General features: G+C 73.2%; 24 protein-coding genes. 11 read left to right on the top strand and 13 right to left on the bottom strand.

Annotated features, from left to right (window positions below):
* Window positions 1–205: 205 nt before the first annotated feature.
* On the bottom strand, window positions 206–499 hold the full coding sequence (locus tag ACR80Q_RS14075; protein WP_435378262.1) for a hypothetical protein: 294 nt from the start codon (window positions 497–499) through the stop codon (window positions 206–208).
* Window positions 500–1,156: 657 nt separating this feature from the next.
* On the opposite strand from ACR80Q_RS14075, the gene ACR80Q_RS14070 reads away from it, so the two are divergent.
* From ACR80Q_RS14070 to ACR80Q_RS14055, 4 genes are all read left to right on the top strand, one after another.
* Complete coding sequence (locus ACR80Q_RS14070; protein ID WP_435378261.1) at window positions 1,157–1,510, top strand: hypothetical protein; 354 nt, start codon at window positions 1,157–1,159, stop codon at window positions 1,508–1,510.
* 34 nt (window positions 1,511–1,544) lie between these two features.
* Window positions 1,545–1,754, top strand: a complete 210-nt coding sequence (locus ACR80Q_RS14065) for a hypothetical protein (RefSeq protein WP_435378260.1) — start codon at window positions 1,545–1,547, stop codon at window positions 1,752–1,754.
* Between the two features lie 250 nt (window positions 1,755–2,004).
* The gene (locus ACR80Q_RS14060; RefSeq protein ID WP_435378259.1) at window positions 2,005–2,256 is read left to right on the top strand and encodes an RNA polymerase subunit sigma-70; all 252 of its coding nucleotides are present in this window, start codon (window positions 2,005–2,007) and stop codon (window positions 2,254–2,256) included.
* Complete coding sequence (locus ACR80Q_RS14055) at window positions 2,253–2,759, top strand: Clp protease N-terminal domain-containing protein (RefSeq protein ID WP_435378258.1); 507 nt, start codon at window positions 2,253–2,255, stop codon at window positions 2,757–2,759. The genes ACR80Q_RS14060 and ACR80Q_RS14055 overlap by 4 nt, the downstream gene beginning before the upstream one ends.
* Window positions 2,760–2,815: 56 nt before the next feature.
* On the opposite strand, the gene ACR80Q_RS14050 is transcribed toward ACR80Q_RS14055, so the two are convergent.
* A complete protein-coding gene (locus ACR80Q_RS14050) occupies window positions 2,816–4,363 on the bottom strand; it encodes a hypothetical protein (protein WP_435378257.1) in 1,548 nt (515 codons plus the stop codon).
* An 81-nt stretch (window positions 4,364–4,444) separates the two neighbouring features.
* The gene (locus ACR80Q_RS14045; protein ID WP_435378256.1) at window positions 4,445–5,011 is read right to left on the bottom strand and encodes a dihydrofolate reductase family protein; all 567 of its coding nucleotides are present in this window, start codon (window positions 5,009–5,011) and stop codon (window positions 4,445–4,447) included.
* A gap of 46 nt (window positions 5,012–5,057) precedes the next feature.
* On the opposite strand from ACR80Q_RS14045, the gene ACR80Q_RS14040 reads away from it, so the two are divergent.
* Window positions 5,058–5,999 (top strand): AraC family transcriptional regulator, encoded by a 942-nt coding sequence (locus ACR80Q_RS14040; RefSeq protein ID WP_435378255.1) that lies wholly within the window; start codon window positions 5,058–5,060, stop codon window positions 5,997–5,999.
* Window positions 6,000–6,054: 55 nt separating this feature from the next.
* On the opposite strand, the gene ACR80Q_RS14035 is transcribed toward ACR80Q_RS14040, so the two are convergent.
* The 5 genes from ACR80Q_RS14035 to ACR80Q_RS14015 are packed head-to-tail and all read right to left on the bottom strand — an operon-like array spanning window position 6,055 to window position 11,485.
* Window positions 6,055–7,701 (bottom strand): peptidoglycan-binding protein, encoded by a 1,647-nt coding sequence (locus tag ACR80Q_RS14035; protein ID WP_435378254.1) that lies wholly within the window; start codon window positions 7,699–7,701, stop codon window positions 6,055–6,057.
* 1 nt (window position 7,702) lies between these two features.
* The gene (locus tag ACR80Q_RS14030; RefSeq protein ID WP_435378253.1) at window positions 7,703–8,962 is read right to left on the bottom strand and encodes an ABC transporter permease; all 1,260 of its coding nucleotides are present in this window, start codon (window positions 8,960–8,962) and stop codon (window positions 7,703–7,705) included.
* Window positions 8,959–9,693, bottom strand: a complete 735-nt coding sequence (locus tag ACR80Q_RS14025) for an ABC transporter ATP-binding protein (protein ID WP_435378252.1) — start codon at window positions 9,691–9,693, stop codon at window positions 8,959–8,961. The genes ACR80Q_RS14030 and ACR80Q_RS14025 overlap by 4 nt, the downstream gene beginning before the upstream one ends.
* Complete coding sequence (locus tag ACR80Q_RS14020; protein ID WP_435378251.1) at window positions 9,690–10,805, bottom strand: efflux RND transporter periplasmic adaptor subunit; 1,116 nt, start codon at window positions 10,803–10,805, stop codon at window positions 9,690–9,692. The genes ACR80Q_RS14025 and ACR80Q_RS14020 overlap by 4 nt, the downstream gene beginning before the upstream one ends.
* Window positions 10,802–11,485, bottom strand: a complete 684-nt coding sequence (locus tag ACR80Q_RS14015) for a hypothetical protein (protein WP_435378250.1) — start codon at window positions 11,483–11,485, stop codon at window positions 10,802–10,804. Before ACR80Q_RS14015 ends, ACR80Q_RS14020 begins: the two co-directional genes overlap by 4 nt.
* A gap of 162 nt (window positions 11,486–11,647) precedes the next feature.
* Between ACR80Q_RS14015 and ACR80Q_RS14010 the strand changes: the two genes are divergently transcribed.
* The 5 genes from ACR80Q_RS14010 (at window position 11,648) to ACR80Q_RS13990 (ending at window position 16,437) form a co-directional block, all read left to right on the top strand.
* Window positions 11,648–12,337: a response regulator transcription factor gene (locus tag ACR80Q_RS14010; RefSeq protein ID WP_435378249.1), complete on the top strand. Its 690-nt coding sequence runs from the start codon at window positions 11,648–11,650 to the stop codon at window positions 12,335–12,337.
* Complete coding sequence (locus ACR80Q_RS14005) at window positions 12,334–13,719, top strand: HAMP domain-containing sensor histidine kinase (protein WP_435378248.1); 1,386 nt, start codon at window positions 12,334–12,336, stop codon at window positions 13,717–13,719. The genes ACR80Q_RS14010 and ACR80Q_RS14005 overlap by 4 nt, the downstream gene beginning before the upstream one ends.
* 44 nt (window positions 13,720–13,763) lie before the next feature.
* The gene (locus tag ACR80Q_RS14000; RefSeq protein WP_435378247.1) at window positions 13,764–14,219 is read left to right on the top strand and encodes an ATP-binding protein; all 456 of its coding nucleotides are present in this window, start codon (window positions 13,764–13,766) and stop codon (window positions 14,217–14,219) included.
* 95 nt (window positions 14,220–14,314) lie between these two features.
* Complete coding sequence (gene galT, locus ACR80Q_RS13995) at window positions 14,315–15,400, top strand: galactose-1-phosphate uridylyltransferase (RefSeq protein ID WP_435378246.1); 1,086 nt, start codon at window positions 14,315–14,317, stop codon at window positions 15,398–15,400.
* The gene (locus ACR80Q_RS13990) at window positions 15,397–16,437 is read left to right on the top strand and encodes a glycoside hydrolase family 43 protein (protein WP_435378245.1); all 1,041 of its coding nucleotides are present in this window, start codon (window positions 15,397–15,399) and stop codon (window positions 16,435–16,437) included. Before galT ends, ACR80Q_RS13990 begins: the two co-directional genes overlap by 4 nt.
* A 101-nt stretch (window positions 16,438–16,538) precedes the next feature.
* On the opposite strand, the gene ACR80Q_RS13985 is transcribed toward ACR80Q_RS13990, so the two are convergent.
* From ACR80Q_RS13985 to arfA, 4 genes are all read right to left on the bottom strand, one after another.
* Complete coding sequence (locus ACR80Q_RS13985; RefSeq protein WP_435378244.1) at window positions 16,539–17,441, bottom strand: carbohydrate ABC transporter permease; 903 nt, start codon at window positions 17,439–17,441, stop codon at window positions 16,539–16,541.
* A 3-nt stretch (window positions 17,442–17,444) separates the two neighbouring features.
* Window positions 17,445–18,422 (bottom strand): carbohydrate ABC transporter permease, encoded by a 978-nt coding sequence (locus ACR80Q_RS13980; protein ID WP_435378243.1) that lies wholly within the window; start codon window positions 18,420–18,422, stop codon window positions 17,445–17,447.
* A 1-nt stretch (window position 18,423) separates the two neighbouring features.
* Window positions 18,424–19,782 (bottom strand): ABC transporter substrate-binding protein, encoded by a 1,359-nt coding sequence (locus ACR80Q_RS13975; protein ID WP_435378242.1) that lies wholly within the window; start codon window positions 19,780–19,782, stop codon window positions 18,424–18,426.
* A gap of 75 nt (window positions 19,783–19,857) precedes the next feature.
* Window positions 19,858–21,381: an arabinosylfuranosidase ArfA gene (gene arfA, locus ACR80Q_RS13970; RefSeq protein ID WP_435378241.1), complete on the bottom strand. Its 1,524-nt coding sequence runs from the start codon at window positions 21,379–21,381 to the stop codon at window positions 19,858–19,860.
* A gap of 208 nt (window positions 21,382–21,589) precedes the next feature.
* Between arfA and ACR80Q_RS13965 the strand changes: the two genes are divergently transcribed.
* Complete coding sequence (locus tag ACR80Q_RS13965) at window positions 21,590–22,612, top strand: LacI family DNA-binding transcriptional regulator (protein WP_435378240.1); 1,023 nt, start codon at window positions 21,590–21,592, stop codon at window positions 22,610–22,612.
* Between the two features lie 9 nt (window positions 22,613–22,621).
* Here ACR80Q_RS13965 and ACR80Q_RS13960 read toward each other — a convergent pair whose 3' ends face one another.
* Window positions 22,622–24,568, bottom strand: coding sequence for a glycoside hydrolase family 43 protein (locus tag ACR80Q_RS13960; RefSeq protein WP_435378239.1), 1,947 nt, complete (start codon window positions 24,566–24,568; stop codon window positions 22,622–22,624).
* Window positions 24,569–24,648 lie beyond the last annotated feature (80 nt).

The raw sequence follows: 24,648 nt of genomic DNA, 5'->3' as shown, positions 1-24,648 counted from the left end.
GGACGTGAGGCACGGACTGGCGAAGCGGTAGCCCGTCGCATCCGGGTCGTCCGCGACGAGCGCGTCGAGCATGCCCTGGTCGACCGTCGGCCCCGAGGGGACGTAGGCCATCCGCCCGTTGGGACCCATCACCCCGAGGAGTACGGCACCTGCCCTGGGAGGCGCACTGGGGCAGGTCGCATGCCCCTGCTCGCAGCCGGTGCTCTCATCGCCCGCCATGACGACCGATGTCGCGACCGAGCTCGCGCGGGAGCACCCCCTGCTCCTGCAGGAGGTCGCGGGCCTTCCCAGCGAGTCGGTCGCGGATGACCCAGCCGCCGTTGATGAGCCAGTCGTCGATCGCGATCCGGGGGGCCGTCAGAGCGACGAAGTCCACCTGCTTGCCCTTGCTCAGGTTGTTGACGGCCTTGAGGCCTGCCTCGAGCACCGCCTGCGAGACCAGCGCGTACTCGCGCTCGTCCAGCTCCAGCCCGTCGAGAACTACTCGGAACTCGGTCATGTCCGTTCTCCTCACCGTTGTCACGGGACGATCCGAATTGCCCCCCGGGGAGAGTGTGATCTCACTGAGAGTCGCTGTAAAGGGCATTGTCGGGGCTGTCTCATCACGCGCTGTAGGCGAACGTCGTCCCTGTCGACCGGCGCCACGGTCGCCCCGCGGCGTGTCACGCATCGCTCCTCCAGCAGCGGACCGGGGTCCGGGTCGACACGACGGTTCGACGAGGCCGGACGGCCGCACCAGCGACAGCACGCACGAGCCGCACACCTCGGCAACGCCTCGAACGTCCTGCCCCACCGTCACCGAGCAGGTCTGGGGTTTGTCCGAGGCCGGGTCGAGAGCCGGCCGAGCAGCCGACGGCTACGGGACGTGCTCGAGGACAGCGGGACGGAGCGTGACGCCGCGCGCACCGCAGAGCCTGGTGGACGACCTGGGCAGACCCGGGCAGGGTGCACCCACCGAGCACCCGAAAGAGGCATTCGGTGCTCTATCGCACTGATGAGACAAAGCGCTCACAAGGGATGACACTCACCTCGCCCGACCTCACGCCAGGGTCACATAACCCTATCAACGCCCCACGCCGAAAAGCGCCGTTGGTCGGGCGAAGCGACTTCGCCTCATCCCTTGCGCCATGAGTAGCGAAGGGTGCACTCTCGTCGGATGAAGATCCCACGGGGTGCATTCGACGGATGGGCTCGTCTCATTCTGACCCTGGCCCTGCTGGCGATTCTTGTGTGGTGGCTGCTGGAGACGCGTGCTCGGATGGACGCCGAACCGCTCATCAGAGACGGCGTCGTAGTAGTCGATGCGTTCAAGAACGCTCAGACGATCTTGCTGGTCGTCGTCCCTCTCGCGACGACCGCGATCGGCTACTGGTTCGGCGCTCAAGGCAAGGAGAAGGCCGAGGGCAAGGCGGAGGCGGCCACCGCCCAGCTCAACGCGGTCGTGGACAGCAGTACAGAACCGTTGCTCCAGAGGGCGATGCGGGAGCACCCCCAGGCCTTCGGCCAGTAGGAGCCATAGCCTCGCGCGAAGGAGCTTGCGTGTCATGAAGGCGACCCACACAGACGATGGTGGAGACCTCAGCATCTTCACGTCCGGCGATGAGGTTCTGATTGCCTGCAACGAAGGGCACTACTGGCTCCTGAAAGCCGAGCAACGCGATGTCCCCGACACGACAGCCGCCGTCAAGCTCCTTCGCATGAACAGTGATCTCTCGCAGTCCTTGATGACCTTCGTCAAGAAGCCAGGCGGCTAGCGCCCAGATCTGGCGATCTCCGGTCGAGTCGCTGCATGCCGCTTCGCCCAGAGCGAAAATCCGCGCTTCACTCAGCGGAAGCACAAGCAGGCGCGCAGCGCAGGGGAATAACCCTGCCCGACCCGACGGACAGACGTCCGGCGCACCGCGACCCGCCTGCTGAACCAGACGGGTGGGCAGCACGAGGTCCACACGGTCTGGTCATCAACCTCGGTTGACGTAGCCGCCACCATCAACCTACATTGATGTCATGGCCAGCACGGTCCAGGTCCCCGCACCCGACGATCCCGAGGCGGCGTTCGCCGCCGTGATCGCGCTGCGTCGTGTCGCGGCTCGGCTGGAGGCCGAGTCGGTGGCCCACGCGGTCACGTCGGGGTGGACCTGGGCGGAGATCGGTCAGGCACTGGGCATCAGCGCCCAGGCCGTCCACAAGAGGTTCGCCGCCCAGCTGCGCCAGCAGGCGTCCGGGCGACGCCCGTCGACATCCCGGGAGACCCGATGAGCCTGCGCACCGCGCTGCGGGACGTGACCACCATCCGCACCCTCCTCACCACCGCGGAGGACGAGGCCCGTCGTGGCGGGGACGAGCTGCCCGGGGCCGAGCACCTGGTGCTGGCCGCCGCAGCCCTGCCCGACGGGTCAGCGGCCCGAGCGCTCGCGGCGGTGGGGGTCGACGTCGGCACGCTGCGCGGAGCGATCGAGGCCGTCCACGCCGAGGCCCTCGGGGCCTCGCCGGACAGCCCCGGCACCGACCAGGTCCCGCTCGAGGTCGCGGTGGCCGGCCCGGCGAGCGGGGTGTTCCGGTGCACGGCCACCGCCCGGCAGGTGTTCCAGCAGGCCTCGGGCGTCGCGCGCGCCCCGGGCTCGGGCGGCCTGCAGGGCCGCCACGTCGTCGCGGCCGCCTGCGACCTGACGCGCGGCACGTTCGTCCGCGCCCTCGACCGGTTGGGGGTGGACCGCTCGCGACTGCGTGACGCCGCCGCGACACAGGGCGCAGGGCGCTGACCCACGCCCACCGCTGCCGGTACCAGCCCACCACGGTCAGGCCGGGGAGCAGATCCTCACGGCCGGTCCTCGGCGGAGCCGTGCCGGTAGACGGTGTAGCGGCCGATCTCCGCCTCCTCGACGTAGTGCTCCTGCAGCGCGCGCGTGCCGGCCCGCGGGTCGATGCCCCACGTCGCCAGCGTGGGAGAGGTGAGGACGACCCAGTCCGGTGCCCGTGGGCCGCTCAGGAGCCGGCTGAGCCCGGTCAGCCGGGGGTCGCGGACCCGCACCGGCAGGCTCCACAGGTCGGGGTACGGGCTGTGCAGGCCCGCCCCGTGGAGGATGTCCGGGTAGCCGTAGGCGACGAAGGCGTCGTCCCCCGGGGCCGTGTGCACCCGCAGCCACGAGATCAGCTCGTCCTGGGGCCGCGCCGGCGGGTTCAGCAGCGCCGACGCCAACGAGACCACGCAGGCGACGGCGACCCAGACCATCGTGGCGCGTGCGGCCCACCCCGGTACCCGCTCCTGCTCCTGCCGGGTCCGCACCACGGCCACCGCCAGCACCAGGCCGGGTACGAAGCAGATGAGGTAGTGCGGCCAGTAGCTGGCGCCGCCGAGGACGGCGAAGGACTCCCACGCCAGCACCGCGAGCGCCGCCAGGCGCAGGTCCACCACCCCGGCCGCGGGGGCGCGACGACAGGCCAGGGCGAGCAGGAGCAGGACCAGCGGTGCGCCGCTCAGCACGAACGCGACCCACAGGTCGACCAGCCGGTCGCCGGTGGCCGCGCTGGCCGAGGACGAGATCACCGCGGCCGCCTGCACCCGGAAGACCACGACGGCCTCCCACAGCTCGCCCGGGGAGGTGCCGACCCGAGCGGCACCGGCCAGCGCCGCGACCGCCGTCAGCCCGGCACCACCGAGGAACGGCACCGCATCCCGGGGTCCCAGGCGCAACGGTCCCTCCGACCGGCGCCCGGCGATCAGCATCGCCGCCAGGAAGACGAACACGTCCCACTGGTTCTGCTTCACGAGGACGGCGGCCGCCGCGAAGCCACCGGCGGCGACCAGCAGCCCCGAGCGGTTGCCCGGCGCCGCGGCCCGCAGCGCGGCGAGCAGCAGCCCCACCCCGGCCAGGACCAGCGGCGCGGCGATGAGCTCGCCGTTCACCTCGTACGTGCCGAACGCGGGCGTGGCCAGGAACACCGCCGCGGTCGCGGCGCAGACGACGGCGGTGCGTCGACGCGCCGGTCCCGCGGCCGCCGACCACCCCAGCGCCGCCGCCGCCACCACGGCCCCGGCGACCAGCAGCAGGCCCAGGGACCTCAGGGCGTCGGGGCCACCGAGCCGGTCGGCCACGGCGAAGAAGCCCAGCAGCAGCGGCGGGCGGTCCACCCAGTAGTCGCCGTACAGCGACTGCCCCGGCCCCAGCTGCGACGCGACCATGAGGAACCCGGCCTCGTCACGGCTGACGGGGCGGGAGAAGAACAGCAGCCGTGACGCCACGACCCCCGCCACCAGCACGGCGACCCAGACGGCGACCGCCCGGTGCTCCGGCCGCAGCCGCTCGCGCGCCGTCCGCTGAGGGCCCGCCCGCCCCGGGGGCACGGTGCTGGTCAGTCGATCCACGACCGTGGCCCTCCCCCCGCCGCGTGCCTCGGGCCCTCCCCGTTCACGACAGCAGTGTCCCAGCCCCCTGCGGGGACGACGTCACCGTTGCCGAGGGCGGTAGCGCAGGCGCACGACACCGTCGGCGAACCGGTGCTCCTCCAGGAGCTCCAGGTCCACCCGGATGCCCGGCGGGAGCGCCGGCTTGCCCCCGCCGACGACCACGGGCCAGACGAACAGCTGGTACTCGTCGACCAGCCCGGCCGCGAAGGCCTGCCCCGCCAGGTCCGCCCCTCCCACGAGCAGGTCGTGGCCGGCCGCGGCCTTGAGGTCGCGCACCGCCGCGGGGTCGAGCTCAGGTTCGATGCGCGTGCGGGCCGTGGGCACCTCGGTCAGCGTGGTGGAGTGGACGACCTTGTCCGCCGCCTGCCAGGCGGTCGCGAACTCGGCCATCAGGTCCGACTGCGCGGCGAGGGTGGGGTCGGTCTCCCAGACCGCCATCGCCTCGTACAGCCGGCGGCCGTAGAGGAAGGTGCCGGTGGAGCGGACGAGGTCGGTGGCGGCCGCGAACACCTCCTCGACGTGCCACGAGAACGAGTCGAAGGCACCGTCCTCGTCCTCGATGAAGCCGTCGAGGGACACGTTCGTCACGTAGACCAGCCGGGCCATGCCGCCAGTCTCCTCGCGACCTGCGCTCCGCTCTACCCTGGCGGTCGTGGATGCTCTGGCGCGGCTCCTCGACGGTCCGCGAGGTCGCGACGCGTACCTGCTGCGCGCGAGCATGGAGCCACCGTGGTCGGTGCGGCTGGCCGACGAGGCCCCGCTCGGTCTGGTCGCGGTGCTCCGCGGGTCGGCCTGGCTGACCCCTGACGGCGGCCCGGCCGTCGAGCTGGGCCCGGGCTCCGTCGTGGTCTCGCGGGGCACCGAGGCCTGCACGGTGTCCGACTCCCCGTCCACGCCGCCCCACGTCGTCGTCCTGCCGGCGATGCGCTGCGTCGGACCGGACGGCCGCGACCTCGGTGAGCAGATGACCCTGGGGCTGCGGCAGTGGGGCAACAACCGGGACGGCTCCACCGTGATGCTGATGGGCTGCTACCAGGTCCGTGGCGAGGTCAGCCAGCGTCTCCTGGGGGCGCTGCCCCGGCTGGTCCACCTGCCGCCAGGGGCCCTGGACAGCCCGCTGCTGCCGATGCTCGACGACGCCGTCGTCACCGACGAGCCCGGTCAGGCCGCGGTGCTGGACCGTCTGTTCGACCTGCTGCTCGTCGCCGTGCTGCGGGCGTGGCTGGCCCGGCAGGAGCCCGGACGGGGCGGGTGGTGGACCGCCCAGGGTGACCCCGTCGTGGGGCCGGCGCTGCGACTGATCCACGACGACCCCGCCCACCCCTGGACGATCGCCGGGCTCGCCGCCGAGGTGGGCATCTCGCGAGCCGCCCTGGCCCGTCGGTTCGCCCAGCTGGTGGGCGAGCCGCCCATGACCTACCTGACGCGCTGGCGTCTGGCCCTGGCGGCGGACCGGCTGCTCGAGCCCCGGTCCACCGTCGAGGCCGTCGCGCGCGAGGTCGGCTACGGCAGCGCGTTCGCGCTCAGCACCGCGTTCAAGCGGGAACGGGGCGTCAGCCCCCGGGACCACCGGGCGCGGGCACGGTCCTCGTGACGGTCCGGGCTCCCGCGGACCGCGCGTGCGACGCATGACCCCGCGGGCCAGCGCCCTACCCCGGGAGCCGCACGACCGAGCCTGCCGGCACCCCCTGCACCGCCACCCAGCCGCCGTCGACGACGCCCAGGGTCACCGGCGCCCGACCGGGTGAGCCGTCCTCGACCGGCTCGACGACCTCGACCACCGCCGCACCCGCGTCGTCCGCGCGTACCGCGGCCAGCGGCACGGCCGTCGTCTCGGTGACCTCACCGACCAGGACGACGTCGACCGGCAGCCCGCTGCTGAAGCCGTCGACCTGGGCGACGTCGAGGACGACCTCGACCGTGCCGTCGACGAGGTCCCGCCCGACCGACAGGACCACCCCGTCGACCACGCGGTCGTCGGGCAGCCCGACGCCGGCCGAGCGGCCGAGCACCCAGCGGTCGGCGTCCTCGGCGGCGACGTCCACCACGGCCTCCAGCGACGCGCTCCCCAGGGACAGCACGTCGGCCCCACCGGCCACCTGCTGACCGAGGACGGCGGTGGCGTCCGTGACCACGGTCCCGGCCGGGACGACCACGACCTCCGAGGGCTGCAGCACCCCGTCGGGGTCGCTGCGGCCGAGGTCGGTCTCCCATCTCCTGATGGCCTCGCCGGTGGCGTCGTCCGCCACCTGGTCGACGGTCAGACCGTCGCCGTAGCCCAGCTCGACGAGCGCCTGCTCGAGCGCCTGCACGTCCGGCCCGTCCTCGGAGTCCGCACCGAGGTCACGCCACGGGACCCAGTCCCCCACGAGCGCGACGACCGGCTCGGCGTCGAGGGCGTACAGCTCGTCGCCGGCCACGACCTCGTGGCCCGGGGCGGTGACGGCGGTGAGGACGGGGTCGGCGACGGGGGCCGCACCCTCCCCCGTGGCGGGCGCCCCACCTGCGGGTCCGCCCTCACCCGCGGGGGCGAGACCCCCGAGACCACCCGCCCCCGCCGGCGCGTCGGGAGCCGCGCCCGGACCGCCGCTCTGGCCCTGCCCCGGGGGCGCTTGCGCGCCGGGCCCGTCCGACGGTCCGGCCTGTTGACCCCCGGGCACCTCGCTGCTCGGCCGACCCGACGGCTGATCGCTCGGGTCGGTCGACGGGCGACCGGTCGGCTCCTCGGTCGGCTCGCTCGAAGGCTCACCGGTCGGCTCGTCGGTCGGCTCAGCAGTCGGTCCGCCGCTCGGCTCACCGCTCGGCTCACCGCTCGGATCGGTCGACGGCTCACCTGTCGGCTCGCCCGAGGCCTCGCCGCTCGGATCGCTCGACGGTTCTGCGGTGGGCTCCACGCCCGGCGCCCCCGCCGTCGCCTCGACCGTCTCGGTGGCGGGCACGTCGACGAACCAGAGCACCCGCCCCATCGTCGCCGTGGCCGCGGTGGCGCCGGGCTGGGTCGTCGTGGCCGCCGAACCGGTCGCGCCGGCGACGCTGCTGCCGCGGCGGACCACCCACTCCTGGGTCCGCCGCAGGACCCCCTCCACCGCCACGACCTCCGACAGCTCGCGCACCTCGACGGTGGCGGTCGGGCCGTCGTCGCTGGAGCCGGCCACCTCGGTTGTCCCGTTCGCCGTGGCGGGCGGGGCCACCGTCACGGTGACGAGCCCGGCGGTGAGGAGCAGGGCCGCCAGGGCCGGTGCCCCTCGCGGGTGGGCGGGACGGGAAGGGGCGCCTCGTTCGGGTTCGTGGGGCATGTCAGACCGTCCTCAGGGCTTCGGTGGGGGACATCCGGGAGGCGCGCACCGCGGGGTAGAGACCCGCGACCGCGCCGATGAGCAGGGCGGCACCCAGTCCGCCGAGCACGCCGATCAGCGGCACCACGACCTGCCAGCCCTGCAGCAGCGCGTAGCCGGCCGTGGCCGCCGCGCCGAGCGCCACCCCGGCGACGCCACCCACCAGGGACAGCAGCAGCGCCTCGGCCAGGAACTGCACCGCGACGTGACGGCGGGTGGCGCCCAGGGCCCGGCGAAGCCCGATCTCCGAGCGGCGCTCCAGGACGGAGATCACCATGACGTTGGCGATCCCGACCCCGCCGACCAGCAGCGCGACCGCGCCCAGCCCGAGGAACAGGCTGGTGTAGGCGCTGCTCGCGGCGGCCCGGGCCTCCAGCGCGTCGGAGGGTCGGGAGACCTCGACCTGGTCGGGGTTCTCGGGGTCGGTCGTGGCGGGCACGACGTCACGCACCTGCTCCACGGCCTCCGGGTCCGCCCGGAGGTAGATGGTGCTGGGCGTCTCCTCGGCCCCGAGCGACGTCGCCGCCACGCCTTCCCCGACGAGAGCCGCGCGGTCGATGTCCTGGGCGAGCTCGATCGGCTCGAGGACACCGACGACCGTGAACCAGCTCTCCCCCAGCCACACGGCGGTGCCGTCGCCGACGTCGTCGACGCCGAGCCGCTCGGCGGCCACCGCGCCGAGCACCACGACGGGCAGGTCGCTGCTCACCTCGTCCAGCCACACCCCGTCGGCCAGACCGGCGCCCAGCGTGTCGAGCAGGGCGACGTCGGCCGCCAGGACGGAGATGCCACCGGTGCGGTCCTCCGGCACGACGTCGGTGCGGAGCACGGCGGCGTCGACGGTCGTGACCGACGACACCGCCTCCACGGGTGCGACGCGGCCGAGCATCGCGGTCGCGGTGGTCGGGAGCGCCGCCTCGCCACCACCCCCGATGCCGGTGCCCGCCTGGACCGTGAGCAGGTTGGTGCCCAGCCGGTCCAGCTGCTCGATGAGGTCGGCCCGTGAGGACTCCGAGATGCCGAGCACCCCGACCACGGCCGCGATGCCGATCGAGATGCCCAGCGCGGACAGCGCCGCCCGCAGGCGCCGGCTGAGCAGCCCGACCGACCCCACCCGGAGCAGGTCGCCCACGTGCAGCCGGCTCGACGGCAACCGGTCACGCCCGCTCTGCTCGACCTGCCTCCCCCCGTCGGAGGAGCGGGTCAGCGTGCCCGCGCTCACGCCGGCACCCCCGTCGAGCGTCGCGGCCGGGTGGTGTCGAGCTCGATGCGGCCGTCTCGGACCGCGACCTGGCGCGGCAGGCTCGCGGCGATGTCCGGGTCGTGGGTGATGACCAGGATCGTGGCGCCCTCCCCGTGCAGCTCGTGGAGCAGCTCCATGACGGCCTGACCGGAACGGGAGTCGAGGTTGCCGGTGGGTTCGTCGGCGAGCACCACCGACGGACGGCCGACGAGCGCGCGGGCGATGGCGACCCGTTGCCGCTCGCCTCCCGACAGCTTCTCCGGGTTGTGGTCGACGCGGTGGGACAGGCCCACCCTGGCCATGGCCTCCCGGGCCAGGGCCAGCCGACGGACCCGGGCCAGGCCGCTGTAGAGCAGGCCGTCGGAGACGTTCTCCACCGACGTCCGACCCGACAGCAGGAAGAACTGCTGGAACACGAAGCCGATCTCGTGCGCCCGCAACGCCGACAGCTCGGCGTCGGACATCGCCGAGACGTCGTGGCCGGCCAGCATGACCGTGCCGGTGGTGGGGCGGTCGAGGGTGCCGACGATGTTGAGCAGGGTCGACTTGCCGGACCCGGACGGGCCGACCACGGCGACGAGCTCGCCCCGCCCGACCTGCAGGTCGATCCCCCGCAGGACGCGGGTGGGCGGGTCCGTGAGGTACTCCTTCGACACGTCGCGCAGCTCCAGGACGACCTCGCCCGTCGGGGTGGGACCGGCGGCGCTCATGCCGGCACCACGACGACCGTGCCGGCCTGGACGCCGTCGCCGGTGACCTCCACCCAGCCGTCGGCGACGGTGCCGACCTCGACGGCCACCAGGGTGGTCGTCGCACCGCCGACCACCTCCAGGGCGTAGCCGCCCTCGGCCAGGGCGAGCAGCGCCTCCACCGGGACGGCGGTCGCCTGCTCGGTGCGGGACCGCTCGACCCGTACGTCGACGGTGCCGGAGTCCCAGGCCGCAGCCGCCTCGGGGTCGTCCAGACCGAGCTCGACCGCGACCGTCGCCTCGGCGTCGGGGTCCGCGGGGTCCGTCTCGGCCCCGGCGGCGACGGAGCGGACCGTCGCGGTCGTGACCCCTCCGTCCGGCAGCGTGACCTCGGCCGTCGTGCCCGGGCTGAGCCGGTCCGCGGTGCGGGTGCTCACGGCCAGGGTGACGACCCGCTCGGTGGCGGTCACCTCCAGCACCGTCGTGGCGGCCTGGACCCGGGTCCCGGGGCCGCCCAGCACCCGCTGCACGCGGACGTCGGCCGTCGTGAACACCACGTCGCCGAGGGCCACGGTGCCATCAGGGTCGGCGCGACCCAGGTCGGTCTCCCACCGCTCGACGGCGTCGGCGGTCTCGTCGGTGAACTCCTCGTCCACGGTGACGCCGTCGCCGAGGCCGAGGTCGACCAGCGCCTGCTCCAGCTGCTGCACGTCCTCACCGTCGGAGGAGTCGACGTCCAGGGCGCGGTAGGCGGGGACCTCCCCGCGCAGCAGCACGGTGGGCTCGGTGTCGACCTCCAGCAGGACGGACCCGCTGCCCACCGTCTCCCCCTCCGGGGCGACGCTCGTCACCGTCCCCTCCCGGGCTGCCGCCACGTCGTACGCGTCGCCGAAGCCGATCTCGCCCTCGAGCTCGTCCAGGACGACCAGGTCCCGCACCTCCGCGACCGCAGTGGCAGGTCCCGCGTCCTGCGCCGCGGCCGCGGACGCATCGCCCGTCGCGGTGCCGTCGGTCGTCCCGGTCCCGGCGTCGCTCGAGCTCACCGTGAGGAGCAGCACCGCGAGGACCGCGACGACGCCCAGCACCACCACCCCCGCGACGGCGGCCCGGACGCGGGCCGTGCCGGCGGTCACGGCTGCCCCATCCCGGCGTCCGCGAACACCTGCTGGCAGGCCTCGAGCGCCTCCTGCACCGCGGGGTCCTCCATGTCGAGGTCACCGAACGGGCCACCGTCACCGCCCCCGCCACCGGCCCCGGGCCCACCGCCGCCCAGGTCGGGGTCACCCACGTCGATGCCGGCCTCGCGCATGCACTCCGCGAAGGCGAGCGCGGCGTCCTCGAACTCCGCGGAGTCCACCTCACCAGGGCCACCCACCGCGCCCTCGGGGACGTCACCGCAGACCTCCATCGCCGCCTGGAACGCTTCGGGGTCCCCGGCCGGGCCTCCGCCCCCGCCGCCGGCGCCCCCGCCACCGGCACCCCCGCCACCAGGTCCCCCGCCGCCGGCACCCGGCCCTCCCATCTGGAGGTCGCCCTCGGCGTCCACGGTCGGGTCGGGGACGTCGAGGCCCTCCCCGCGCAGGCACTCGACGTAGGCGAGGAGCTCGGCCTCCACGTCCGCCGGGGTGGACGAGCCGCCCGCCGAGGTGTCGTCGGCGGCGCCGCCGGAGGGCTGGTCGAGGCTGGCGACGCCGGGGTCGTCCTCGCCGCTGCCGCCGCACCCGGTCAGCAGGAAGGCGACGGTGAGGAGCAGGGCGGGCACCGCGGCGGCCCGCCGCGCGATCGTGCCGGGTGTGGTCCTGGTCGTGGTCATGCCCTCGACCGTGGTCGGCCCACCTGGGAGGAACGCGCAGGAACGGGTGAGAGGACCGTGAGGGCCCTCTCACCCTCCTCCCAGGAACCGGGGCCACCCTGGCCTCGTGGACCTGCCTCGACGACGTCAGTCCCCGGACCGACCCGAGGCCCCGGTGGTCGGGTGAGCGCCGCCGTGGTCCTGGTCGTGGACGACGACCCGGCCGTCCGCGACAGCCTGCGGCGGAGCCTCGCGTTCGAGGGCTACGAGGTCAGGACCGCCGCCGACGGGGAGCAGGCGCTGCTCGCCGTCGAGCGCTTCCACCCCGGGCTCGTCGTGCTGGACCTGCAGCTGCCCGGCATCGACGGTCTCGACGTCTGCCGTCGGCTGCGGGGCTCCGGGCAGGACGTCCCCGTCCTCATGCTCACCGCCCGCGGGGGCACCCGGGACCGGGTGACCGGGCTGGACGTGGGCGCCGACGACTACCTGCCCAAGCCGTTCGCGCTGGAGGAGCTCCTGGCCCGGACCCGGGCCCTGCTGCGGCGGCGGGCGCAGGCGGCGGTCTCCACCGACGTCCTCGAGGTCGACGACCTGCGCCTGGACCGCACCAGCCGGGACGTGACGCGGGCAGGGCGGCCCGTCGTGCTCACGCGCACGGAGTTCGAGCTGCTCGCGGTCTTCCTCGCCGCCCCACGCAAGGTCCTCACCCGCGAGCACCTGATGCGCGAGGTGTGGGGCTACGACTTCGACCCCGGCACCAACCTGCTCGAGGTGTACGTCGGCTACCTGCGCCGCAAGACCGAGGCCGGCGGGCTCCCCCGGCTGCTGCACAACGTGCGGGGCGTCGGCTACGTCCTGCGGCCACCGGCGTGACCCGACGACCTCGCTGGACGTCGAGCCTCGGGGGGCGGCTGGCCCTGCTCACCGCCGTCGCGGTCAGCGTCGCGGTCGCCGCGGTCAGCGTGGCCGCGTGGGCCGCCACCGACCGCACCCTGCGCGCCCAGGTCGACAGCGCCCTCGTCGGCGTCGACCGCCCGTCGGACCTGTCGGTCGAGGACGGACCGTCCCCGCCCGGCGGGCCCGAGGCGCTGTGCGGCGTGGGAGGGCAGACCCGCGAGCCGTCCTCCTGGCTCGGCTCGGTCCAGCTGGTCCGGGCCGACGGGTCCACGTGCACCGCGGCCGGAGGACTCCAGGTCGCACCGACCGGTGACGACGTGGCCCTGGCCGCCGAGCCCGGGCCCGGCGAGCTGCGCGACGACCGCGCGGCCGACGGCACGCACGTCCGCGTGAGGGCCGTGCACCTCGAGGAGGGCTACGCCCTGCTCGTCGTCCGTGACCTCACCGAGGTCGACGCCACGCTGCGCCAGCTCGGCGTGGTCCTCGTCGTCGTCACGCTGCTCGGTGCCCTGACCTCGGTGCTGGCCGGCTACCTGGTCGCCCGCTCCGGCCTGCGTCCCCTCGACCGTCTCACCGGGGCGGTCGAGGACGTCGCCCGGACGCAGGACCTCTCGGTCCCCCTGCCGGTGTCCGGCGACGACGAGGTCGCCCGGCTGTCCACCGCGTTCAACCGCATGACCGAGGCCCTCCGCGTCTCCCGCGCCCGGCAGCAGCAGCTCATCGTCGACGCCGGTCACGAGCTCCGGACCCCCCTCACGAGCCTGCGCACCAACCTGGAGCTGCTGGCGCTCAGCGAACGCAGCGGGCGGGCGCTGCCCGCCGTCGACCGCTCGGAGCTGCTGCTCAGCGTGTCCGCGCAGCTGGTCGAGCTGTCCGTCCTCGTCGACGAGCTGGTCGAGCTGGCCGACGACGCACCGGAGCCCGACCCCGAGCGGTTCGACCTGGCCGACGTCCTCGAGCGCGCCGTCGACCGGGCCTCCCGGCGAGGGGCCCAGCGCGTCGAGGTCGCCGGCGAGCCGTGGGCGGTCCTCGGCGACCGGGAGGCGGTCGAGCGGGCCCTGGTCAACCTGCTCGACAACGCGCTCAAGTTCTCGCCCGCCTCGAGCACGGTCGACGTCACCCTGGCCGACGGCACGGTCGAGGTCGCCGACCGGGGTCCGGGGGTCGACGACACCACCGTCACGCACGCCTTCGACCGGTTCTGGCGCTCCCCGCAGGCGCGCGGGCTGGCCGGCAGCGGCCTGGGGCTCGCCATCGTCCGTGACGTGGCCGAGCGCCACGGCGGCCGGGCCGACCTGCGGCCGCGGGACGGCGGCGGCACCGTCGCCCGCCTCACGCTCCCACCGGCTCGGGACTGACCCGCGACCCGTGCCAGGGTGGGTCCCGGACGAGGGGGTGTGTCGTGACGGACGACGAGCTGGACATCGACGGGTTCGACGGCGGGCTGCGCACCTCCACCCCACCGGAGGGGTTCCGCACCGTCCGGGCGTGGACGCTGCACGCGACGTCCGAGCTGTCACCGTTCCGGAACCAGCTCGCCGAGGTCCTGCTGGCGGGCGGCATCACGATCGGCCAGGACCGGGACAGCGTCGCGTCCAAGATCGTCCTCATCGCCTCCGAGCTCGCGGCCAACGCGCTCACGCACGGCCGACCACCCACCGAGGTGTGGCTGCGTCAGGCGGCGCCGACATGGCTGCTGGAGGTCGCCGACCACGACACCGGCACCGCTCCGGCCTACGCCGGGGTCCGGGCGCCGGGCGAAGGAGGTCTGGGCCTCCACCTGGCCCGGCACCTGTCCCTGGACGTCGGCTGGTACACGACCGACGCCACCAAGAACATCTGGGTCACGTTCGCCTAGGGCCGCGTCGTCAGCCTTCGCCGGGTCTTTACAACGTTGCAAAGCCCTGGCATCGTGGCGAGCCAGGTACCCCCGGACGAGGAGCGACGACGCTCGTGAACCGCACCCCCATGCACCTGTCGGACGGCCGAGAGCTGTTCTTCTTCGACGACCAGCCGGGTCGCGACCGCTCGGTCGCCGACACCCGGGCGCTGCCGCCCACGGACCCCGCCCCGGAGCTGCGCCACGACCCGCTCGTCGACGACTGGGTGGTGCTGGCCGCGCACCGGCAGACCCGCACGCACCTACCGCCCACCGACCAGTGCCCGCTGTGCCCGAGCACGCCGGCCCGCGCCACCGAGGTGCCCGCCCCGGCCTACGACGTCGTCGTGTTCGAGAACCGGTTCCCCTCGCTGGCGTCGACCGCTCCCGACCCCGACCCCACCGTCGACGGTCTGGAGCTGTTCCCGCGCCGGGCCGGCACCGGCCGGTGCGAGGTCGTCTGCTTCACCGACGAGCACAGCACGTCGTTCGCCCAGCTGTCGCCGACGCGGGTCCGGACCGTCATGCAGGCGTGGGCCGACCGCACCCGCGAGCTGTCGGCGCTGCCGGGGGTCCAGCTCGTGGCGCCGTTCGAGAACCGCGGCGAGGAGATCGGCGTCACCCTGAGCCACCCGCACGGACAGCTGTACGCCTACCCGTTCGTGCCGGAGCGCACCGCGAGGATGCTGCGCGCGGCCGAGCGGTACCGCGACCGGACCGGTCGGGACCTGCACTCCGCCCTGCTCGAGGCCGAGCTGTCCAGCGGCGAGCGCGTGGTGCTCGACAGCGCCCACTGGGCCGCCTACGTGCCCGCGGCGTCGCGCTGGCCGGTGGAGGTCCACGTGCGCCCGCACCGGCGGGTGGCCGACCTGGCCGACCTGACCGACGACGAGCAGCGCGACTTCGCGGGGCTCTACCTGGACCTGCTGGGCCGGCTCGACCGGTTGTTCGACGTGCCCCTGCCGTACATCTCGGCCTGGCACCAGGCCCCCGTCCACGCCGGTCGGGACCTGCTCGCGCTGCACCTGCAGATCACGTCCATCCGGCGCGCACCCACCCGGCTGAAGTACCTCGCCGGGTCCGAGGCCGCCTACGGGGCCTTCGTCAACGACGTGTCGCCGGAGCGCACGGCCGCCCTGCTGCGGGAGAAGGGCGAGTGAGGCGCAGCCCGCTCGCCCCCACCGTGCTAGCCGGGCTCCTGGTCACGTCGGCCTGCGGCGGCGCCCCGAACCCGGACGACGAGCAGTCCGGTGCCGCCACGAGCGCGGCCGCCGCCGGGCCGACCGGCGACGAGGACAGCCCCGACGGCGACGACGGCCCCGACGTGGGGACCGCCGTCATCGCCGACGACTTCCCCGACCCGGACGTGCTCGAGGTCGACGGCACCTACTACGCCTACGCCACCAACCACGGCCGTACGAACGTCCGGGTCGCGACCAGCACGGACCTCGTGGAGTGGGACCTGCTGCAGGGCGACGCCCTGCCGACGCTGCCGAGCTGGGTCGTCCCGGGCAAGACCTGGGCCCCCGAGGTCACCCGCCGCGCGGACGGCACGTTCGTCATGTGGGCGACCGCGACCAGCTTCTCGGCCTCGCTGCAGTGCATCGCGGTGGCCACGTCGCAGGACCCGCTGGGCCCGTTCGAGGTCCAGGGCGGCGGGATGCTGCTCTGCCCCGAGGACACCGGCGGCGCCATCGACGCCTCGACGTTCGTCGACGACGACGGCACCACGTACCTGCTGTGGAAGAACGACGGCAACTGCTGCGGGTTCGACACCTGGCTCTACGCCGCCCCGCTCGCCGAGGACCTGCTGAGCCTGGCCGGCGACCCCGTGCCGCTCCTAAGGCAGGACCTGGCCTGGGAGGGCGATCTCGTGGAGGCGCCGACCCTGATCGAGCGCGAGGGCCGCTACGTGCTCCTCTACTCCGCCAACGGCTACTACGGCGAGCAGTACGCGACCGGTTACGCGACGGCCGACGCGGTGGCGGGCCCGTGGACCAAGCACCCCGAGCCGCTGCTGAGCACCGACCTGGCCGACGGCGAGCTGATCGGGCCGGGCGGGCAGGACGTCGTGGTCGCGCCCGACGGGTCCGACGTGCTGGTGTTCCACTCCTGGGACGACGCCATCACCTACCGGGGCATGCACGTCGCACCGCTGGACTGGGTCGACGGCGAGCCGGTCGTGCGGCTCGACTGACCGCTCCGGCGCCTCGACCGAGACACCGCAGACCGCCGCCCGCCCGGGGTCGTCCCGGGCGGGCGGCGGTCGTCTCGCGCGACCAGGACCTCAGCCCGGTGTCAGCCCTTGACGCCGGACCTGGACACGCCCTCGATGATGAAGCGCTGCGCGAAGACGAACAGGACCAGCACCGGCACGCTCGCCACCACCGCGCCCGCCATCAGCAGGTCGTAGCGGACCGCGTTGGCCGACTGCAACGTCGACAGGCCCGCGGGCAGCGTCTGGATCTCCGGGCTGAAGAGCACGTACACCGGCCACAGGAAGTCGTTCCAGTTGCTGAGGAACGCCAGCATGGCCAGCGTCACCAGCGCCGGGCGTGACAGCGGCAGGAGGATCTGCCAGAAGATCCGCCACTTGCCGGCGCCGTCGATCCGCGCGGCCTCCTCGAGCTCGACGGGGATGCCGAGGAAGAACTGCCGCAGGAAGAAGACGCCGAAGGCGCTGGCGGCCGTGGGCACGATGACCGCGAGCAGGGTGTTGAGCCAGCGCAGCTCCCCGACGATGAGGTAGTTGGGGATGATCAGGATGACCGGCGGGACGAAGAGCGTCGCGATGATGAGCCCGAAGACGAGCTTCTTGCCGCGGAACTCCATCCGCGCCAGCGGGTAGGCCGCGAGGGCCGCCGTGGTGACCACGAGCGCGGCGTGGGCCGCGGCCGCGATCATGCTGTTCGCGAACCAGCGCAGCACCGGGGTGGCCGAGCTGCTGAAGATCGCCTCGTAGGCCTGCGTGGTGAACGGGTTCGGGATCCAGGTCGGCGGGATGCCGCCCGCCTCGACCCGCGTCTTGAACGACGTGACCAGCATGAACAGCAGGGGGCTGACGAAGACGATCGCCAGCAGGACGAGGACGGTGTAGCGCAGGACCGCCTTGACGGTGAGCCCGCGCCGCGCTCGGCCGGCGTGACCCCGGGGGGCGTCGACGCCACGGACGTCCGGACGGTCGGTCGCTGGTGCGGTCATCGATCAGCCCTTCCTCTCGCGGAACAGCATGAACACGCCGACGCTCAGCACCATCAGGAACGCCGTGAGGACGTAGCTCATGGCTGCGGCGTCACCCATCTGGTAGTTGCTCAGACCGGTCTCCGCGATCTGGTAGATCGCGGTCCGCGTCTCGCGTCCGGGACCGCCCTGCGTGATCAGGTACGACTGCCCGAACATGTTGGCCGAGGCGATGATCGTCACGAGGGTGACGAACGACAGCACCGGCCGCAGCCCGGGGAACGTCACGTGCCAGAACTGCTGCCACGCGTTCGCCCCGTCCACCCGCGCCGCCTCGTAGAGCTCGGCGCCGATGTCCTGCAGGCCCGCGAGGTAGATCACGGCGTTGAACCCGAGGGTCCACCACACCGTCACCCCGACGAGCGTCACCCACGCGGCCGGGGTGGACGTCGTCCACGCCGTCGAGTCGGGCAGACCGATCAGCCCGAGGTAGTGGTTGACCAGCCCGATGTTGGCGTCGAGCAGGTAGCGCCACATCACGGCCACGACGGCCACGCCGAGCACGTACGGCGCGAAGAACGCGGCCCGGAACAGGTCCCGCCCCCTGAACCGCTGGTTCATGAGGAGCGCGACCAGCAGCGGGACGACCAGCAGCAGCGGGACGCTGAACAGCGTGAAGATCCCGGTGGCCCGCATCGACCCCCAGAACGTGGAGAACGTCAGCGAGCCGGGCTCGAGCAGCCGCTGGTAGTTCTCCAGCCCGACGAAGGGCTTGCCGGGCAGCGTGTAGTCCCACTGGTGCAGGCTGATCCAGGCCCCCAGCCCGGCGGGGACGATGACGAAGACGACGAACAGGACGAGGAAGGGCGCGAGGAACAGCCACGGGGTGATCCCCGCGCCGTGGACGCCGCCGCCACGCGCGGCAGGGCTGCGTCCCGGGCCCACGGGGACCACCGGACCGGTGGCCCCCCCGTCGCGTCGCGTGGCGGCGGACGTCGACATGTCAGCCGCCGAAGCTCTGCTGGTTGCGCTCCATCAGCTCGGTGGCCTGGTCGGACGCCGTGCTGAGCAGGTCCGCCGCCTCGCCGGAGCCCAGGACGGACTCCGAGACCGCGGGCTCGAGGGCCTCGGCCTGCACGCCACCCAGACCGGGGACCGGGGGCAGGAAGCGCATCGAGTCGATCTGGTCGGCGATGACCTCCTGGGGCATGCCGTCCATGGCGCCGGAGTCACGCACCGACAGCCGCGCGGGGATCATCCCGGAGCCGGCCCACTCGCCGGACTGCTCGCTCATCCAGGCGACGAACACCTTGGACGCCTCGAGCTTGTCGGGGTCCTGCTCGGCCTGGTTGCTGATGAAGAAGTGGTGCGAGTTGGCCCACACCGCCTCCTGCTCGCCGATGGTCGGCACGGGCGCGATGCCGTAGGGCACCTCGGTCGCCTCGAGGTCGTTGATCTGCCAGATGCCGTCCCAGGTGATCGACGTCTCGCCGTTCTTGAACGCCTGGTACTGGGAGTCGATGGCCACGTCGGGCGGGCTGTAGCCGTCTTCGACGATCGAGCGCTGCCACTCCATGGCGGCCACGCCCGCCTCGTCCGCGAAGGTGGCCGAGGAGCCGTCGCCGGCGTAGGGGTCGCCGCCGTTCTGCCAGGTCAGCGACAGGAAGTACAGGTGGCTGGGCCACAGCGTGGGCATCCAGAACGGGTTCTCGTACCCGGCCGCCTGCAGCGCGTCCAGCGCCGCCAGGAACGAGGCCTCGTCGGTCGGGGGCTCGGTGATGCCGGCCGCCTCGAAGTGCTCGGTGTTCCAGTACATCGCGAGGGAGTGCACGTCGAGCGGGATGCCGTAGCGCTGGTCGTCGTAGACCCCGGCGTCCCAGACCTCCTCGGTGAAGTCGTCCGCGCTCAGGTCGAGGGCGTCGGTGAGGTCGTCGAGCGGGATGATGACGTCGCGCGCGGCGTTGGTAGGCAGCTGGTCCAGGTGCATGACGCCGACGTCGGGGCCCTCGCCGGCCTGCACGGCCGCGGGGACCCGCTGGTAGAAGTCGGCCCACTGGATCGTGTTGCTCGTGACCGCGATGTTCTCGTGCTCGTCGTTGAACTGGGCGACGAGCTCCTCCATGAACGGGCCGTCACCGCCGGTGAAGCCGTTCCAGTAGGACAGCTCGACGGGCTCCCCGTCGTAGGTGCCGTCGAACTCCGCCGCGGCTCCCGAGGCCTCGGCGTCGGCACCGCCTCCGGCGGCCTCTCCGGCGCTCTGCCCCCCGCCGCACGCCGCGAGGACGAGTCCGGCGGTGAGGACCGCCGAGAGCAGGGTGACGGGGCGGGGGACTCGGCTCCACGTCGTCGTGGTTCCTGTCATGGCTGGTGCTCCTTCGATTCTGGGGGAAGAGCGGGTGGACGGGCGTTCGGTCGGGGGACGCCGGCTGGACCGGTGTCAGGCAGGAGCGGGTCGCAGCCGCAGGACGTTCCAGGAGACGGGCGGCAGGGCCAGCCGGGCCCGGCCGTCCTCGACCCGCGCACCGCTGCCCCGTCGGGGGGTCACCCGGTCCGGGTCGTCGGCGGTGTTGCGGGCTCGGATGTCGTCGTCGGCCAGGACGCTGTGCTCCACCACGACCATCCCGGCCGTGCCGCCGAAGGCGCGCACGTCCACCTCCAGCTCGAGCACGTCCTCCTGCCCGCGGTTGACCGCGAGGACCACGACCTCGCCGGTCTCCTCGTCGTGGGTGGCGGTCGCGTGCAGCAGCGGCACCTGCCCGTAGGACTCGGTCGGGTACGTCGGGGAGGTGGTGGTCGTCCGCAGGACCGTGCCGCGGGCGGACCTGGCGGCCTGGGCGAAGGGGTGGAAGATGGTCTGGCGCCAGGCGCGCCCGCCCGGCTCGGTGAGGATCGGGGCGATCACGTTGACCAGCTGGGCCTGGCAGGCCACCGTCACCCGGTCGGCGTGGTTGAGCAGCGAGATCAGGTAGCTGCCGACCACGACGGCGTCGGCGACGTCGTAGCTGTCCTCGATGAGGTGGCGGTTCTCCTGCCAGTCCAGGTTGGCCTGGCCGACGAAACGCTTCTGGTACCAGACGTTCCACTCGTCGAAGGAGAGCTTGAGCTTCTTCCGGTCGCGCAGCTTGGCGCCGACGTGGTCGGCCGTGGCCACGACGGCGTCGATGAAGCGGTCCATGTCGACCGCCGTGGCGAGGAACGTGCCCAGGTCGTCCTCGACCTGCTCGTAGTAGGCGTGCAGCGAGATGTAGTCCACCTGGGCGTAGGTGTGCTCCAGGACCGTCGCCTCCCAGGAGGCGAAGGTGGGCATCTGGCTGTTGGAGCTGCCGACCGCGACGAGCTCGATCTCGGGGTCGACCAGCCGCATCGCCTTGCCGGTCTCCGCCGCCAGCCGGCCGTACTCCTCGGCCGTCTTCTGGCCGATCTGCCAGGGGCCGTCCTGCTCGTTGCCCAGGCACCAGAGCCGGATGCCGTGCGGGTCCTTGACCCCGTGCGAGACGCGCAGGTCCGACAGGGCCGTGCCGCCGGGGTGGTTGCTGTACTCCAGCAGGTCCACGGCCTCCTGCACCCCACGGGTGCCCAGGTTCACGGCCATCATCGGCTCCACCTCGAGCTCGCGCGCCCAGGCGCAGAACTCGTTGATCCCGACCGCGTTCGACTCCAGAGAGCGCCAGGCCAGGTCGAGGCGGACCGGGCGCTCGTCGACCGGGCCCACCCCGTCCTCCCAGCGGTAGGACGACACGAAGTTGCCCCCCGGGTACCGCAGCACCGTGGGACCCAGCTCGCGGACCAGCTCCTTGACGTCACCCCGGAAGCCGGCCTCGTCGGCCGTGGCGTGGTCGGGCTCGTAGATCCCGGTGTACACGCTGCGGCCCATGTGCTCCACGAAGGAGCCGAAGACGCGGCGGTCCACGGGGGCGACGGTGAAGCGGGGGTCGAGCACGACGGACGCACGGTCAGGCATGGAGGCACCTTTCTGGGAGGAGACACCGAGGCCGTCGCGAGGTCGACGTCGACCGGGGCACGGGCGCCCGGGACTGGGGGCACACAGCGTGTTTACATCGTTGTACACATCGTTGTAAATCTTCTGCTGAGCGCCGTTACCATTTCGTTGCACCGGCCTGGCGTTCCGGGGATAAGGCCGGACGACGCGCTAAATTGCCGAGGTGACCATGCGCAACGCAGGACGAGGGACGTCGCTCAAGGACGTCGCCGCGCGGGCCGGGGTCAGCGTCAAGACCGTGTCGAACGTGGTGAACGACTACACCCATGTCTCCGGCCCTACCCGCGAACGGGTGCAGCAAGCGCTCGCCGAGCTGAACTACCGCCCCAACATCTCCGCCCGCAACCTGCGTGCCGGTCGGACCGGGGTCATCGCGCTCGCCCTGCCCGAGCTCGACCTGCCGTACTTCGCCGAGCTCGCGCGCTGCGTCATCAAGGCCGCCGAGAACCACGGCTGGACGGTGCTCATCGACCAGACCGACGGCATCGCCGAGCGCGAGGAGCTCGCCCTGGACGGCATCCGCGGCCACCTGCTCGACGGGCTGATCTTCTCCCCCCTCACCGTCGGGGCCGACGAGCTCGCCCGCCGCAAGGACCTCACCCCGCTGGTGCTGCTGGGCGAACGCGTCTACGACGGCCCGGCCGACCACGTCGCGATCGACAACGTCGCCGCCGCGCGGGACGCCACGACGCACCTGCTCCAGCTCGGGCGCCGTCGGGTGGCCGCCGTCGGTCAGCAGTCGCAGCCGATGTTCCACACCGCGCACCTGCGCCTGCGGGGCTACACCGAGGCTCTCGCGGCCGCGGGGATCGCGCTCGAGGAGGACCTGGTGGTCCGGGTCGAGCAGTACCACCGGGGTGACGGCGCCGCCGCGATGGCCCACCTGCTCGACCTGCCCGAGCCACCGGACGCCGTCTTCTGCTTCAACGACCTGCTGGCCCTGGGGGCGCTGCGCACCCTGCACGAGCGCGGGATCAAGGTGCCGGAGCAGGTCGCCGTGGTCGGCTGGGACGACATCGAGGACGGCCGGTTCAGCTCGCCCACCCTGACCACCGTCCAGCCGGACAAGGAGCAGGTCGCCGCCACTGCCGTCGAGATGCTCGCCGCCCGGCTGGGCGAGGGTCGCGACGCCCCGCCGCACGAGGTCGTCGCCCGTCACCGCCTGGTGGTCAGGGAGAGCACCAGGCGGTGACGGCACGCCCTAGCGGCGCAGCCGGTACGTGGTGACGTCGTCGAACTCGGCGGTGAACCCGCTGCCGCCCATCGACACCAGACCGATCCGGGCGTCGTCGAGGGAGTGCGTCCACACCCCGCCGTGCACCCAGTCCACGCCGTCGGTGCTGGTGAAGCTGGTGTAGCGCTCGGTGTCACCGCCGGCGTCCTGCTGCTCGCGCCCGGACAGCCGTTCCACCACCACCCGCAGGTAGGTCCAGTCCCCGGGGGCCCCCACCACGGTGTTGCCGTAGCGGTTCCAGCCGTCCGGCACCGGGGCCAGCTCCTTGGCGAACTCGGTCTGGCGGGTCTCCCAGATCGAGGCGCTGGTGAGCTTGACGTAGTTGTCGTCGTCGCCGTGCAGGACCAGGCCGGCCTGCACGTAGTTGAAGCAGCAGCCCTCGGCGGGCACGTCGACCCGCACCCGGGTCTGCACGACGTAGTCGCCCGCCGGGGCCGGGCGGGTCAGCACGGAGGCGCTGTTGTTGTCGACGTAGAGGTCGGCGTCCTGGGTCTGCCAGCGCAGCACCCCGCCGGAGACCTCGTAGGCGTCGCTGCCGGGGTCGCGGACCCAGCTCCAGCCGCCCGACAGCTCGTCGCCGGTGAAGTCGTCGGAGGCGCGGACGACCTCGCGGCCCGGGAGCAGCGGGGGGACGAGGCGGGTGCGGTGCAGGCTGCGCTGGCCGTCCTGGGCCGCCGGCGCCCGCATCCGGTCGTCGGAGGCCCAGCGGCCGCCGTTGACGGTGGGCCAGCCGTCGACCCAGTCGATCGGGTCGAGCAGGACGGGCCGCTTGGTGAAGCCGGGCTCGCGCGAGAAGAACGGGTCGGCCTGGTCGACCGCGTGGTACGCGGTCCACCACTGCCCGGATGCGTCGGTGAACACCGAGTTGTGGCCCGTGCCGACCCAGCGGTTGCCGTTCATGCTGATCGCGGGCGTGCCCCCGACCCGACCCGCGAGCAGGCTGGCCCCCTGCTGGTCCACGAACGGCCCGAGCGGGTCGCGCGAACGACCGGCGAAGACGCTGTAGCCGGTCAACGCCCCCGCGCAGCAGTTGGTCGCCGACACGAACAGGTAGTACCAGCCGTCGCGCTCGACGACGTTGGGTCCCTCGTAGCGGTTGCCGACCGTGACCTGGACCGCGTCGTCGACCTCTGCCGTGGCGCCGTCGGCGGTGAAGGTGATGGGCGCCCCGAACAGCCCGCCGTAGTAGCTGCCGTAGTAGAACGTGCTCTCGGTGCCGACGGTGTCGCCGAGCACGTCGGGGTCGTAGGTCCAGAAGAAGCTGCACCCCTCCCCCGCGCGACGGGGTCCGACCACGGGCTCGTCGGTGAACTCCCACGGACCCGTCGGGGACGCACCGACGGCGACACCGATGGCGCTGTCGCTGGTGCACCCCTCCTCACCGCTCACGGAGGCGTCGGTGTCGGTGACCGTGACGAACAGGTAGTACTGGTCGAACGTCTCCGAGTACACGATGTCGGGGGCCCAGAGGGCGGCGGTCTCGGCCGCCCACGCGGGGTTCTCGGTGAACGCGTCACCCTCGTACTCCCAGGTCACGAGGTCGCTGGATCGCAGCTGCGGGATCTTGTGGAACACGAGGTCGCCGTCCGCGTCGCGGTCCTCGTCGTTCAGCGGGTCGGTCGTGCAGTACATGTACCAGTCGTCGTCCCCCGCCTGCTGGCCCCGGATGACGCTGGGATCCGCACAGCTGTCGACGGTCCCGCCCCCGGGCACGGCAGGGGCCAGCGGGTTGGTGTACGTCGCCGTCGGGGGCCGCCCGGGAGCGCTCCCCTGCCCGGGTGCGTCCCCGGAGGCACCCGCGGCCGCGGGGACGGCGGCCATCGGCAGCGCCAGGGCCAGGAGGGCACCTGTCGCGACGGCGCGGCGACGTGGTCGCGGCGAGGACGGGGGGCGCAGGTGGGGTCGAGCACGCATCACGGTCTCCTTCGACGGTGGCGTCCGGGCGGACGGCAGCAGCATGACCGCGTTGTACATCGTTGTAAAGAGAATGCAGA

The sequence above is a fragment of the Aquipuribacter aurantiacus genome (genome assembly GCF_051216895.1).
Taxonomy (GTDB): Bacteria; Actinomycetota; Actinomycetes; order Actinomycetales; family JBBAYJ01; genus Aquipuribacter.
Note: the sequence above shows the minus strand (reverse complement) of the source record. Positions and strands in the feature narration are given on the sequence as shown.